This window comes from Bacillus sp. z60-11 (assembly GCF_046464135.1).
Taxonomy (GTDB): domain Bacteria; phylum Bacillota; class Bacilli; order Bacillales; family Bacillaceae; genus Bacillus; species Bacillus sonorensis_A.
In genome coordinates this window covers 1,200,874-1,213,541 of record NZ_JBIYSN010000001.1, presented here as the reverse complement: position 1 = coordinate 1,213,541, position 12,668 = coordinate 1,200,874, and the positions used below count along the sequence as shown (strand labels likewise).

The 12,668-nt window shown below is 40.3% G+C and carries 16 protein-coding genes and 1 tRNA gene; 14 read left to right on the top strand and 3 right to left on the bottom strand.

Translation table 11 applies throughout. From position 1 onward, the window contains the following. Positions 1-67 precede the first annotated feature (67 nt). From ACINLD_RS06265 to ACINLD_RS06255, 3 genes are all read left to right on the top strand, one after another. Positions 68-346, top strand: a complete 279-nt coding sequence (locus ACINLD_RS06265; RefSeq protein WP_026587437.1) for an ArsR/SmtB family transcription factor — start codon at positions 68-70, stop codon at positions 344-346. A gap of 98 nt (positions 347-444) precedes the next feature. Beyond that, positions 445-828, top strand: a complete 384-nt coding sequence (locus ACINLD_RS06260; protein WP_410206963.1) for a VOC family protein — start codon at positions 445-447, stop codon at positions 826-828. Between the two features lie 399 nt (positions 829-1,227). Continuing rightward, on the top strand, positions 1,228-1,599 hold the full coding sequence (locus ACINLD_RS06255; protein WP_410206948.1) for an iron chaperone: 372 nt from the start codon (positions 1,228-1,230) through the stop codon (positions 1,597-1,599). Positions 1,600-2,582: 983 nt separating this feature from the next. On the opposite strand, the gene ACINLD_RS06250 is transcribed toward ACINLD_RS06255, so the two are convergent. Beyond that, entirely contained in the window at positions 2,583-2,888 is a 306-nt protein-coding gene (locus ACINLD_RS06250) for a hypothetical protein (protein ID WP_077736639.1), read from the bottom strand. 76 nt (positions 2,889-2,964) lie between these two features. Between ACINLD_RS06250 and ACINLD_RS06245 the strand changes: the two genes are divergently transcribed. The 9 genes from ACINLD_RS06245 (at position 2,965) to ACINLD_RS06205 (ending at position 9,280) form a co-directional block, all read left to right on the top strand. Then, positions 2,965-3,189: a hypothetical protein gene (locus ACINLD_RS06245; protein ID WP_077736640.1), complete on the top strand. Its 225-nt coding sequence runs from the start codon at positions 2,965-2,967 to the stop codon at positions 3,187-3,189. Next, positions 3,186-3,323 carry a hypothetical protein gene (locus tag ACINLD_RS06240; protein ID WP_256860389.1) on the top strand — a complete coding sequence of 46 codons (138 nt, stop codon included), beginning with the start codon at positions 3,186-3,188 and terminating at the stop codon, positions 3,321-3,323. Before ACINLD_RS06245 ends, ACINLD_RS06240 begins: the two co-directional genes overlap by 4 nt. A 204-nt stretch (positions 3,324-3,527) precedes the next feature. After that, the gene (locus tag ACINLD_RS06235; protein ID WP_142246114.1) at positions 3,528-4,655 is read left to right on the top strand and encodes a tetratricopeptide repeat protein; all 1,128 of its coding nucleotides are present in this window, start codon (positions 3,528-3,530) and stop codon (positions 4,653-4,655) included. Positions 4,656-5,005: 350 nt separating this feature from the next. Further along, positions 5,006-5,398: a DUF5082 family protein gene (locus ACINLD_RS06230; protein ID WP_077736642.1), complete on the top strand. Its 393-nt coding sequence runs from the start codon at positions 5,006-5,008 to the stop codon at positions 5,396-5,398. Positions 5,399-5,405: 7 nt separating this feature from the next. Continuing rightward, positions 5,406-5,684 (top strand): YwqI/YxiC family protein, encoded by a 279-nt coding sequence (locus ACINLD_RS06225; RefSeq protein ID WP_077736643.1) that lies wholly within the window; start codon positions 5,406-5,408, stop codon positions 5,682-5,684. A gap of 11 nt (positions 5,685-5,695) precedes the next feature. Then, the gene (locus ACINLD_RS06220) at positions 5,696-7,576 is read left to right on the top strand and encodes a T7SS effector LXG polymorphic toxin (protein ID WP_077736644.1); all 1,881 of its coding nucleotides are present in this window, start codon (positions 5,696-5,698) and stop codon (positions 7,574-7,576) included. A gap of 17 nt (positions 7,577-7,593) precedes the next feature. Further along, positions 7,594-8,043 (top strand): SMI1/KNR4 family protein, encoded by a 450-nt coding sequence (locus tag ACINLD_RS06215; RefSeq protein WP_077736645.1) that lies wholly within the window; start codon positions 7,594-7,596, stop codon positions 8,041-8,043. A 143-nt stretch (positions 8,044-8,186) separates the two neighbouring features. Next, complete coding sequence (locus ACINLD_RS06210; protein WP_410206947.1) at positions 8,187-8,315, top strand: hypothetical protein; 129 nt, start codon at positions 8,187-8,189, stop codon at positions 8,313-8,315. Between the two features lie 614 nt (positions 8,316-8,929). Next, on the top strand, positions 8,930-9,280 hold the full coding sequence (locus ACINLD_RS06205; RefSeq protein WP_026587427.1) for a DUF2200 domain-containing protein: 351 nt from the start codon (positions 8,930-8,932) through the stop codon (positions 9,278-9,280). A gap of 186 nt (positions 9,281-9,466) precedes the next feature. Here the strand turns inward: ACINLD_RS06205 and ACINLD_RS06200 are convergent. Continuing rightward, positions 9,467-9,540: transfer RNA gene (locus tag ACINLD_RS06200), tRNA-Arg, on the bottom strand. A gap of 106 nt (positions 9,541-9,646) precedes the next feature. After that, positions 9,647-9,829 (bottom strand): YjfB family protein, encoded by a 183-nt coding sequence (locus tag ACINLD_RS06195; protein WP_409445216.1) that lies wholly within the window; start codon positions 9,827-9,829, stop codon positions 9,647-9,649. 284 nt (positions 9,830-10,113) lie between these two features. Between ACINLD_RS06195 and ACINLD_RS06190 the strand changes: the two genes are divergently transcribed. Together ACINLD_RS06190 and recQ are read left to right on the top strand one after the other, a co-directional pair. Further along, the gene (locus tag ACINLD_RS06190; RefSeq protein ID WP_026587426.1) at positions 10,114-10,620 is read left to right on the top strand and encodes a hypothetical protein; all 507 of its coding nucleotides are present in this window, start codon (positions 10,114-10,116) and stop codon (positions 10,618-10,620) included. 114 nt (positions 10,621-10,734) lie between these two features. Beyond that, the gene (gene recQ / locus ACINLD_RS06185) at positions 10,735-12,516 is read left to right on the top strand and encodes a DNA helicase RecQ (RefSeq protein WP_026587425.1); all 1,782 of its coding nucleotides are present in this window, start codon (positions 10,735-10,737) and stop codon (positions 12,514-12,516) included. The last annotated feature ends 152 nt before the right edge of the window (positions 12,517-12,668 follow it).

Genomic DNA, 12,668 nt, shown 5'->3' with positions numbered 1-12,668 from the left:
CTTTATTACGCAACCTTAGAGTTGCTCATACTTGACAAGCAACCGTATAGTTGCATATACTCGATATATGAATTGGAATAAAGACGCTATATTCAAAGCACTTGGCGATTCGACTCGGCGGCTTATATTAGACGAACTATCCGAACGCAACGAGCTGACGTTGTATGAGCTTACGGCACGTCTCATTATGAAGCATGAGCTTTCCATTTCGCGACAGGCGATAGCTAAACATCTTTCTGTATTGGAAGATGCAGGGCTCGTTCAATCAAAACGAAAGGGAAAATATCGAGTACTTATATTTAATAACGAGCCACTTAAAAATTTGCTGAAGGGATGGGTAGATTAATTTTATAACGAATAACGAATGTATGAGTTTTTCTATTTGCAGCCAGATTGTCAGAAGAGAACCATACATCGCAAATACCAAAGGAGACCAAACACATGATGAAAATCATTATTACTAGTATATTCGTTCAAGATCAAGACAAAGCATTGGAGTTTTATACAAAAACGCTGGGCTTTGTAAAAAAGCATGATGTTCCCAGCGGAGCATATAGGTGGATAACGCTTGTTTCTCCCGATGATCAAAACGGAACCGAGCTTTTACTCGAACCGAATGAACATCCTGCCGCCAAAGACTATCAAAACAAGCTATTTGCCGAAGGCATCCCAGTAACAATGTTTGGCGTTGCAGATATTCGCAAAGAGTACGAACGATTATTGGAAAACGGTGTGAAGTTTACGATGGAGCCGACAGAAATGGGCGAAGTCACAATAGCTGTCTTCGATGATACATGCGGCAATCTTATTCAGATAATACAGAAGTAACGTCATGTTTAACGACTTTATTGGTAAGTACTAAGTTCGGTGAAGGACAGAGTATTCTTGCGCGAATACCGTAGATGTCGAATGAAAAAGAGCATATAAAGATGGAGAGCCCGCTTATTACAAGTTGGGCTATTTTTTGACATTTCGGTTGTTTGTTCTGATCAATATGAGTCATTTTCATGGGAGGGATAAAATCAACAACCACCATAAAAAGAGCTCCTTATCTAAAAGCGGAGGCTCTTTTTATACTGACCAATTACTGAGTTCTATCGAATGAGTTTTGTTTTTCATTCTTGATCATTAATTGTTGAAAAGGTAACATCAACATTGGAAACAGGAGAGGCACCATTCGATATAGGTATCAAATCTCATTAGTTTATATGAAGGGGAGGGAACAACATGGAAGTTTTTGCAGAATATTTAGCGAATATTGATCATCCGCAGCATCGGGCCCGTACGGAAGAAGTGTTGTGCTGGGTAACTGAGAAATTTCCACAGTTAGCGCCGAAAATGGCGTGGAATCAGCCTATGTTTACCGATCACGGCACATTTATTATTGGCTTTAGCGTAGCCAAACACCATTTGGCTGTTGCCCCTGAAAGGGCAGGGATCATTCATTTTTCCGATGAAATTGTAGAGGCCGGCTATGATCATACCAAGCAGTTGGTTCGTATCAAGTGGGATCACCCGGTTGATTTCTCATTACTTGAGAAAATAATCGAGTTTAATATGTTGGATAAGGCAGACTGTTCAACTTTTTGGCGGAAATAAAAAAGGATCAAAAGGCTTCAAATGCTCATTTGAAAAATCAGGTTCGGAAAATCTTTAATATAATAAGATTCGTGCAGAGTTTGCAATAAAAAACCCGCCACCAAAGAAACATAATAAAACGATCGGAAATCACAAACAAAAAAGAGGCAGCCCCTTGGTATATCAAGGGGCTGCCTCTTTTCATGAAATACGTCCCCAAGCGAGATTCGAACTCCCGACACGGATGCGGATGATCTTTTCTGAAGGCGAAAAAATAACACTTTTTAGTTGATTTATATGGTTTATTATGAGGTTTTATGGTGGGAAACGATAGACTATCATGGAGTGTACTATCTTTAAAACAAATAATTGGGGATGGTGTTGCTGTAGTACCAGCCACCGGGGTTTTTTGTATCAACAGGAACAGTCGAGTCCGTATGGTCTGGCTGGCCAACCAGAAGTGGTTACACTCCGCGAATCTATACGGATGCCAGGACTTACACTTCAAGAACTTCTTCTGTTGACTGGAGAATTCAGCTTAAAGCTCCCCATATCTATACATGGACAAGAAGCGGTTTATATAGCGGGGGAAGTGCAACGAGCTGCTATCTTCTGCTTCCCATAAAAATTTAGTGTGCGGTATATAAGAAGAAAGTTAGGCGGCATTTATATTGTTCGGGTGTTCTGTTTTAAGGATTCTAAAAAGAAAAAATCGATTGGGGGTTTCGACTCTGAGAAAATTTAGATTACGGAAGGTATTTAAATAAGGGGAAGGGCTTTCTCCCCTCTGGATTGAGAGGGAATGATATGAAGTCGATAGCTTTGTGGTTCACTTTGACACGAAAGCGGAGCTGCATAATCATTCGAATAACGTAATTGTCCATTGGACTTCGAAAAGTCGTAATGCGAAACAATTACAGTCCTCTAGGGCATATTAGCTATGAAAAATTAGAGGAATTCTGAAAAAATAAAAAAGCAGGATAGATGGATCCTGCTTTTTTGATTTAAGAAAACAATGTATTTACTAAGTCTTTATAATCTTTTTCTTCAAAAGAAACCGTTACTCTGTCTACTTTTTCAGAGTCTGGGAACATGAAAGTTGTTTGGCTAAATTTAGTTTTTGTTGGCCCAATTATATTAAACATAAAGTCAAGAACTTTAAAACAGTCTATATCTAATCCATTTTCCGAGTGGTTTTTTACACTTATAGTTATATAGTTTTCAACGTTTGAAAATCTTGCTTTTTGGGGTGACATATTATGTCTCTTACAAAATGACTTAATAGCTGATTTTAATAAATCCTCCTTCAATGATGAATTCATCCTTTCCTTTTGGGCTATTTTGCTATTATATATTATAACCAAAAACAGGGGAGAATAGTGCTTCGTGAAAAAATCCCAACTCTTGTCGCGGTTAACCTCTTGTCTTTGCCTTTTGCAAAATTCTATTTACGCAGCTGAAATTGGTGATTCGGACTTGGATTTATCGAAGACTGAAATAACTTATCAGGATAATGAGATCACTGTTGGGTATTGGGGAAATGCCCTTGAAATAGTTAAGAAAATTGAGGAAAGTCCAACAAGCGTTAAAGCCTTGATGATGCTGAATTGAAGACCATCAAAACCAAGTACCTTTCTTCAAAGAAAATCAAGGATATTGAAATTGATTTGGAGATGGGGCTGAAAAAGGACAAATTAAAACGGCAGGCTATTTATAACCTTGTGACAGCTCTCGGGATTATCTGAGCTAAGACTCTTCAAAAACCGCAATTCCATTTATTTTAGTTGACTAAAATCATCTCCTTTAAATCAATGATTTTCAATCCATTATCAATTCGCTATTGCGGGGTAGACCGAAAATTTTAATTGCGGTGGCCCAATACCTTTTTCAAATGGTGGAATATTGTTAAAATTTACATCATTAGTATGCTGAAGGGAAGGGTGAAAAGGTTGGATAGAATCTCATCTGCAGAAGTGGGGATGAAAATAACCGAGTGGTATCATCACATTCAGAAATTCAATGTAACAGATGCTGAAATTCTTAAAGCCGAAATAGAAAAAGACATAGAGGTTATGGAAGAGGATCAAGACTTGTTACTCTATTATCAATTAATGGCTTTTCGCCACAGTATTATGATTGAGTATATCGTACCTTCTGGCGAAAAACAGATGGAATTGTCAGAATATTTAAAGAGGGTTGAAGGGAATAAACGAAAGTTGGATCACATGCTTACATACTATTACAACTTTTTTCGAGGCATGTACGAGTTCAGGAAAGGTGAATATACAAAGGCAATCACTTATTATAAAAAAGCTGAACGTGAATTTCCCGCTATATCAGATAGTATAGAAAAAGCGGAGTTTTCCTTTAAAATGGCTGAAGTCTACTATCATATGAAAATGACTCATGTTTCAATGCATTATGCGGAGCTTGCATACCAAATATATAAAAAACATGAACTTTACTCTGTTCGTCTCATTCAATGTCATTTTGTCATTGCTGGAAATTATGACGATCTTGAAAATCATGAGAAAGCTCTTCCGCACCTGAATCAAGCATTAAGGAGCGCTGAATTACTGAAAAAGAAAAATCCGCATATCTATGCCACAGCATTTTATAACCTTGGCAACTGCTATCATAGGATGGACAATTTAAATAAGGCTGCAAGGTATATTGAACATGCTCTTATTCAATATAAGAAATTAAAGTCAAATCGGTTGCCACAAGTCTACCATGATTTGGCGCTGATCTATTTCAAACAAAATCAGTATGAAAAAGCCGTAGGTTATTACCGTAAAGGTATTAGGTGTGCTGTGGAGTTAAAAGATGATCTCTTTATGAGCTTATTCGAAGCATTGGACTCTCTTTACCTAAAACAGGGGGATACACCCTCCCTTTATAAAATATTTGCTCGATTAGAAACAAGCAAAGGTTTTCCGTATTTGGAAGAGCTGGCGTTGTTAGCCGGCACGCACCTAGATTATAATGGAAAAATAGAGGATAGCATCATCTGTCTCAAAAAGATGGTCTATGCTCAAAAGCAAATATTGAAAGGGGAATGTTTGTATGAAGTCTAAACTGAAGATTGGCTTAGGTATTGTAATCATTGGACTTGGTTTTCTCAGCCATTTTTCAAGCAACGATGATGTGAACATAGCTTCTAGAAACATAACGAGCGCACCTAGTCATTATTATTTTGTTTAGCCTAAAAATACAAATGAAACTGCGTAATTCCTTTTGAAGCCGTTTTAAAAACGGCTTTTTTTATTTTTAAAGCTAACTTTATTGAATAGGTTTATTGACCTAATCTTAAAGATTCATTTTCATGGATGGACAGGATTTATTCACCAATTCATTTCCGTATAGTGGTAAACTTTATACTGGTCATTACTTTAGTCATGCAGTTTTTGGGAAGAGAGGTTTGAACATGATCGGGTCAATCCTGGGAGAAACACTGGCTTTAGATATCATGAAAGTCGATTTATCGCTGAAGAAAGAATTTTTGGCAGAGCTGAAAGCTTGCCGCAAAGAGCTGCAAAAAGACAAAACAGAGTTCTCTGATATCAAAAAGACGATCACTGAACCTGAGCTTTCGTCTCACACCTGGCAAGGAATCCTTGCCGAATCATTTGAGCGTATTCGAAAAGATATGAAGGCATCCTTTCATGACATTGAAGGCAAGCAGCTTTCCGACGTTCTGGAAAAAATCGATGAACGAATCAAAGCGTTACAAGAAGACATTCACTCGCTTAGCCAAGAAGTTCGATCTTTAGAGAAAAAGATCGAACATGCGAAGCGAGAAGCGCGAAACAAGGAGTAATTGAAAAATGGGTCAAGAAATAAAAGTGAAGACCGGTGAAGTCAAACAAGCGATTTCTAAATTGAAGCATTCAAGCCATTCGATAAAAGCGTCGGTTCCGACGGATGTCAAAGGCCAGAATCATTTAGATACAGCGAAAAAGATAGATGAATTAAATCAAACAATGAATGAGGTCGCTGAATCCTATGCCTCGGCTTTTTCAAAACAAATCGCCCAAACGGAATCCGCCGTTGAAGCAATCAAGGACACCGACAAACAGCTGGCTTCATCGATGAAAACGAAATAGAGGAGAATGCTATGAAGACTCTGGATGTTCAAGCGTTACGAAATGGAATAGATGATACGCTGGAACAGTTAAAAAAACAAGCAGATGAAATTGCCAAAGTCAAAAAAAGCGTCGACGGCATCACATCTCTTGATGATGCCTTAAAAGGAAAAGGCGGGGACGCCATTCGCGCGTTTTACGAAGAATGCCATACTCCGTTCCTGCGATTCTATGAAACGTTCATTGAAGAATACCAATCGGCATTGAAAAAAATCAAAACCTCACTGGATTCTTTTGAATCAAATCACAACGGATATATTTCACAAGCCTTTCTCGAACACGAACTGGAACAAGGCTTGAACGCGGCCGATCGAACAACGAAACATTTGGTGTCCAAAGCCAATGCTACGATCGCTAAAGTCAGCCATATCGCCGATTTACCTCAGTTGGATGACAGTGATTTTCATGAACAGAATCAGAGAGCGAAAAGGGAAATCAGCAGCACTCTTGAAAAGCTCCATGCTTTTGATAGGGAGCAGACCAATGCTCTCAAAACCGCAGAAAACGACCTTGAGACCATGCAAAGATACATCACAAGGCTTGAAAAAATGTATACAGGGCCTAAAATTGAAATCACCGGCTATCAAAAAGGCTCGATTTTAAAGCCGGATGAGATGGATACATTGCAGCCTAACGAAGAGACTCCGATGGAGATGATGCTCGAAAAATTAGATAAAACCAGAATGGAAACAGAAATTCGCAAAGCAGAAAAACAGGCTGACGCAATAGAAAAGCTAAAGAATGTCGCTACAGCAGAGACAGAATTAGATGATCCTGCTAAGTATTTTCAGGATATCTATTTGAAAAGTGAAACTCCATTTGGACCGGATCTGAAGCCAGGGGAAGACGACAAGGAATTTCATCAGACTGCTATTGATATTTATAGTGGTTCGGGTGGTGCTATTTATGATCTTGCGAAAGATTTTTACGAGGGCGGAAAACAAATTGGATGGAATCTCGGATGGACAATCGACCATTTACATAAAGATCCGAAAGTTGTTTTAGACACAGTTCTTGGGTACGATTATAAAGGCGCTCTTTTGAGTATGGTAGACACGTTGGCGGAAAAATGGGATGAGAAAGTAGTACATGGAGATGCGTATTCAAGGGCGCATTACTTTACTTATTTGATCGGAAGCCTTGCCGGCTTGAGGAGTGGAAAATCCTCTGTTTCAACGGGTTCGAAAGATGTTGCGAAAGCTGGGAAAACCGCGGTTAGCAAGGTGAAGGAAGCCGGTAAGTCTTTAAAACAGTCTGTTAAGCTGCCTGCCAATAATCGATATACTCCTGCATTGGAAGGGATTCTACAGGATGCACCGAATTCTATTAACGTGAAGAATACACCTCTGATAAGTGAGCTTGTTGATTTATTTAAATCAACAAGTGGAAAAGTGAATCCTATTGCTAAGGGTAAAAAAGAAACGATAAAAAAATTTACAAAAGAACAATTGGCAACTAAGCCTAAAAATTCGCCTGTTCCAGAAAAATGGGAGATGAAAGGCGGGAAAGTAGAGATAGATAAAAATGGTACTTGGGTATACACAAATAAACATGGACAAACTGTAAGATATCCTGACGGTTATCCTGATTTCACACCATATATGCACCCTACGGTGAAACCGGTAGAAATAGAAATCTCAAAACCGACCAATCGACCAGCAGATTATAAGAAGGCAAATATAGAGGCTGGCTTAAATAAAGATTCTGATCCACCTGTACCATCACTTAATAGGCCACCTTCAGGTTATATATGGCATCATCATCAAGACGGGAAAACGATGATTCTTGTAGAAAAAGATATTCATAGGGAATTTACTCATGCAGGTGGAGTATCAACTGTTAATGGCAAGTAGATAAGGAGGAAAAATTAATGGTGAGAATTGAAGAACCAGGTAAAAAACTTTCTTTAGAAGAAATTGAACAGTTTGAAACAAAAAATAACGTAAAGCTAACGGAAAAATACAAGAAATTTTTACTTCAGTGGAATGGTGGATATCCTGAACCAAATATTTTTAATATTTCTGATGAACAAGGAAAGAGCGTTCTGAATGTATTTAATGGCATTGGTGACATGTATGATAATTTAGAGAAAGTCATAGACATATATGAGTATAGACTTCCAACTGGCTTTATTCCGATTGCAGATGATCCTGCAGGGAACGTAATATGCCTAGGCACTAAAGAACCTTATTATGACAAAATTTATTTTTGGGATCATGAAGAAGAGTCAGAGGATCCTGATGACATGAGCAATATGTATATCTTAGCTGATGACATCAATGAATTTTTGGACAACCTTTATGAAGATGATGAAGAATAAAATGTGCTTTTAGAACCTTGATTGGCTATTGCCTTTCAAGGTTTTTTATGTTCCAATCCGAGAAAAACCCGACAAAAATGGGGATAAAATGGGGGACTTTTTCTTTTCCGCTTTGTCATACGATAGAGACAAGAAAAACGAACGTGAATACCTTAGTCCAAGACGGAGAGTCTGCGGACACCGATCTTTCGCACACGGATGCTGTGCAGCTGATTGGCAGCCGCTTTTTATTGGCCAGAATGGGAGACGCACCTTTCCCTGATCAAGTGTAAGGTCGTCAGCTTCACAGGAGGAGCGGCTGGAGTCTATGCAGGATTGCGCGCGATAGTCACGGGGAACGCAAGCGGTGAGCTCCCATTTGCACAGGAAGTCATTTTCACATGGCTTCTTGAAATCTTTGCGTCCTCCTGGAGATTAGCCGGGCCTTTTTTAAAAAGCGAATAGCGCAATGTGGTGTTAATCGGTAAGGAGATTAAAATGAGAGATGTTTAATCGGCTGACACGAAGCAACTAAAAAAGTGTCTAAGCCCTCAACGAAGGCAGATGAACCTTTAACGAGGCGGGATTGGGAAGAGAACATGGGCATATATAAGCGTGTGAACGGTCGTATAAAGAGATATTAGAGCAGTTATTGGATGAATATAGAGGGACAACTTGATCATAAATAAACGAAAAATCCATGGCTTCGTCGATCTTCCAGAGCAAATGATCTACCGGGACAAGTTCACTTAAGGCAAGTTGAGGACCTTGTTCAAGGCTACTTTTATTTTATCTATGGTTTTGAAATAAAGTCCATAACTTATAAAAAAATTTGATACAATTACGTTAATGGATGAATTGTGACAATTCAACAAACGGGCCATTTAACCATTAGGGAGGATGTATCATGACCAAACATCGGATTTATACAATGAGTGTTGTAAGAGTCTATCCCCATTACATTTCGAAAGCAGAGAAAAAAGGACGTACAAAATCAGAAGTGGATGAAATCATCCGTTGGTTGACAGGATATAGCCAAGAAGAGTTAGAAGTACAACTGGAAAAACAGACAGACTTTGAGACCTTTTTTGCGGAAGCTCCCCAATTGAATCCTTCACGAGCTTTGATCAAAGGTGTCGTCTGCGGCGTCCGAGTGGAAGATATCGAAGAACCAATGATGCAGGAAATTCGCTATTTGGATAAGCTGATCGATGAGTTGGCAAAGGGAAAGGCGATGGAGAAGATTTTACGGAAATAATAATAAAAAAACCAAGAAACACTAATTCTATAGCTTTTAAATAACTGGGCGCGATTGTGATAGATTACTGCCCTGAAATGATTTGTTTAGAGGATAAACTCACAATGTCCTTTACTTCACCTGAACACGACGAACAAAAAAGAGCCAACCCTTGGTATGTAAGGGTTGGCCTCTTTTCATGCAATACGTCCCAGGAGAGATTCGAACTCCCGACACACAGCTTAGGAGGCTGTTGCTCTATCCACCTGAGCTACTGGGACACAGAACAATATTATAGTATAAAAGCGCGAAAAAATAAAGGGGATTTCACCATTTTTTTCTGAAAAAGCATGCATCCAACAGAGGTTGAATGCATGCAACTCGCTCTTAGCCCTTTAGATCGATATGATGGCCTGAGACGGGATGAGGGGCTTGCACCATGTCGATTAACTGCTCTGCGCTTTGCTCAGCGGTGTCCATAGCCGTCTTTGTCATTGAGATATGGACGTTTTGGGCAAGCGCGGATTGACTCATTGCCATCGATAAAGCAGCGATATCCAAAGAAACCACCTCCTTATCCTCTAATATCGGATCAACAAGATGTGTCTTTATTCCTGATTTTAAGTCTGAATATTCTAATTTTCGCGTCTGTCTGTTAATATATGTATATCAAGCGTGCTTACCTTTCCGAAACGCCCCTCAGCGCTCCCCGCGCTGTCACAGATCCTTTATGACTCGCACTTCACTGCCGGCCGGTTTTGTTCTTAATTTCACCTTTTTTCACCGTTAACCAAGACTTTTATAAAGTGGTGTCACATCTTAATGAGAAGAAAGACAAAATGGAGGCTGATGTTATGCAATGGCTTGAATTTGTATCTGCGGCGATCGAATCTTTGGCATGGCCCGTCACCATATTAAGCGTGATCTTGCTGCTGAGGGGGCCTTTATCTGAGCGGATGAGGGATTTAATCAAATTGAAATATAAAGATTTTGAATTGGAGTTTGATAAAAGGGTAAAGGAGCTGGCTTCTGCCGGGGAAAAAACAGTGCTTCCCGGGGCTTTGAGCAAGGAGGAAAACATCATTGAAAAAGCTTGGTCTGAGGTGGAAGACGCCCTTCGCCAGACTGCAAAAAGGTTTGATCCAGGTGCCGAGGATCAGGATGTGCAGCATTTGATCAAAATGCTTCATGAGCAAGGTGTTTACACAAAAGAGACAGCGTCCGTCTTATCGGAGCTTTCAATATTAAGGCATGCCGTTTTAAGCGAAGTGAGTTTGAGCGGTGCTTTCGCGTACAAAAAGCTTTGCCGCCAGGAGGCGGGGCAAATTCGAGCCATGGCTGAAAAACATCCGGTTTTGTGAAAAATGATTTTTCTTCGTTTATTACGCGTTTTTAGTAGGGATGATGGTGTGTCCGCTTAAATATGATATGATGGAGAGACAAAAGCAGACTACATAAAGAGAGGTTTTCATTGTATGTTAGAGAAAGCCGAAGCATTATTACAGCAATATTTTGGCTACCCATCATTGCGGCCGGGGCAGAGGAAAGCGATTCAATCTGTCGTATCAGAGAAAGTGGATACGGCATGCATCATGCCGACAGGCGGAGGCAAGTCGATCTGCTATCAGATTCCGGCGCTCATGATGGAAGGCACGACCCTCGTGATCTCTCCGTTAATATCGCTGATGAAAGATCAAGTGGATGCTTTGAAGCAGCTTGGCATCAACGCTTCCTTTGTAAACAGCTCCCTTGACTATGACGAAACAGCCAAACGCCTATCCGCATTGGAAGAAGGCAGCTACAAGCTGTTTTACGTCACCCCGGAGCGTTTAGCCTCTCCCGAATTCATACGTGTGATCTCCAATCTGCATGTTCCGCTCACAGCCATTGATGAAGCCCATTGTATTTCACAGTGGGGACACGATTTCAGGCCGAGCTACAGACATATCGAAGGTTTTCTAAACGAGCTAAAGACTCGTCCCGTTGTGCTGGCCCTGACAGCTACAGCAACGCCTGAAGTTCATGAGGATATTTGCGCACAGCTAGGGATCAAAAAAGAAAATACGATTTTCACGGGCTTTGCCAGAGACAACTTGACATTTAAAATTCTCAAAGGAGAAAACAGAGACCGTTTTATAGAGTCATACGTTGAAAAAAACCGTTCTGAGGCGGGAATTATTTATACCGCTACAAGGCGTGAGGCCGAAAGAATCTGTGAAAAGCTGTCTAAAAAAGGGATCGCCGCAGGGTGCTATCACGGCGGAATGAATGATACCGAAAGAGAGCGGCAGCAGGACCTTTTTTTGAATGACGCAACAAGTGTGATCACGGCGACTTCCGCTTTCGGAATGGGGATTAATAAATCAAATATCAGATATGTGATTCATTATCAAATCCCTAAAAATATGGAGAGCTACTATCAGGAAGCGGGACGAGCAGGGCGTGACGGGCTTGACAGTGAATGCATCCTGCTGTTTTCTCCGCAGGACATCAGGCTGCAGCGCTTTTTAATCGAGCAGTCGACAGAAGATGAGGACGTACAGATGCAAGATTTGAAAAAGCTGAGGCAAATGGTCGATTTCTGTCATACGGAGGGCTGTCTTGAACGCTTTATTCTCTCTTACTTCGGCGAAGAGCAGACAGAGGACTGCGGCAGGTGCGGCAGCTGTCTTGATACGAGAAATGCCGCTGATGTCACCAGAGAAACGCAAATGGTTCTTTCCTGCATGATCCGCATGGGAGAAAGGTTCGGGAAAACAATGGTTGCACAGGTTTTGGCCGGTTCGAAAAATAAGAAAGTCATCGAAAACCGTTTTCAGCGATTATCAACTTACGGGATTTTACAGCATCAGTCGGTCCCTGAAATCAGTGATTTTATCGAGTTTTTGATTGCCGATGACTACATCAGGATGTCCGATGGCACATACCCGACGTTGACTGTGACAAACAAGGGCCGGAATGTCCTGCTCGGACGGGAAACAGTCGTTCGCAAAGAAAAAATGAACACCGCTCAAATTGCCAAAGACGACGAATTGTTTGAACGGTTGAGACAGCTGCGCAAAACACTTGCCAAGGAACAGGGTGTGCCTCCTTTTGTCATCTTTTCTGATGAAACATTGAAAGAAATGAGCGGCAAGGTGCCTGTGACCGAAGAAGAGCTTCTTTCTGTCAAAGGAGTGGGAGAACAAAAAAAAGTAAAGTATGGCGAGATATTTTTACAGGAGCTTAAAGCCTATAAAACTGAAAAAGAGGCATAATTTTTATGAATAAATCATTTTTTTAGTAAATCTCTTTTTTTAAAAAAAGATGAGGGGAGAACCCTTGATGTAACAGGTTTTCAAGTGTCGGAGTCACATATTTCCAGTAGCGAAAAATCTTTCTTGTAAAATAACTGTAATCAAAAACAAAT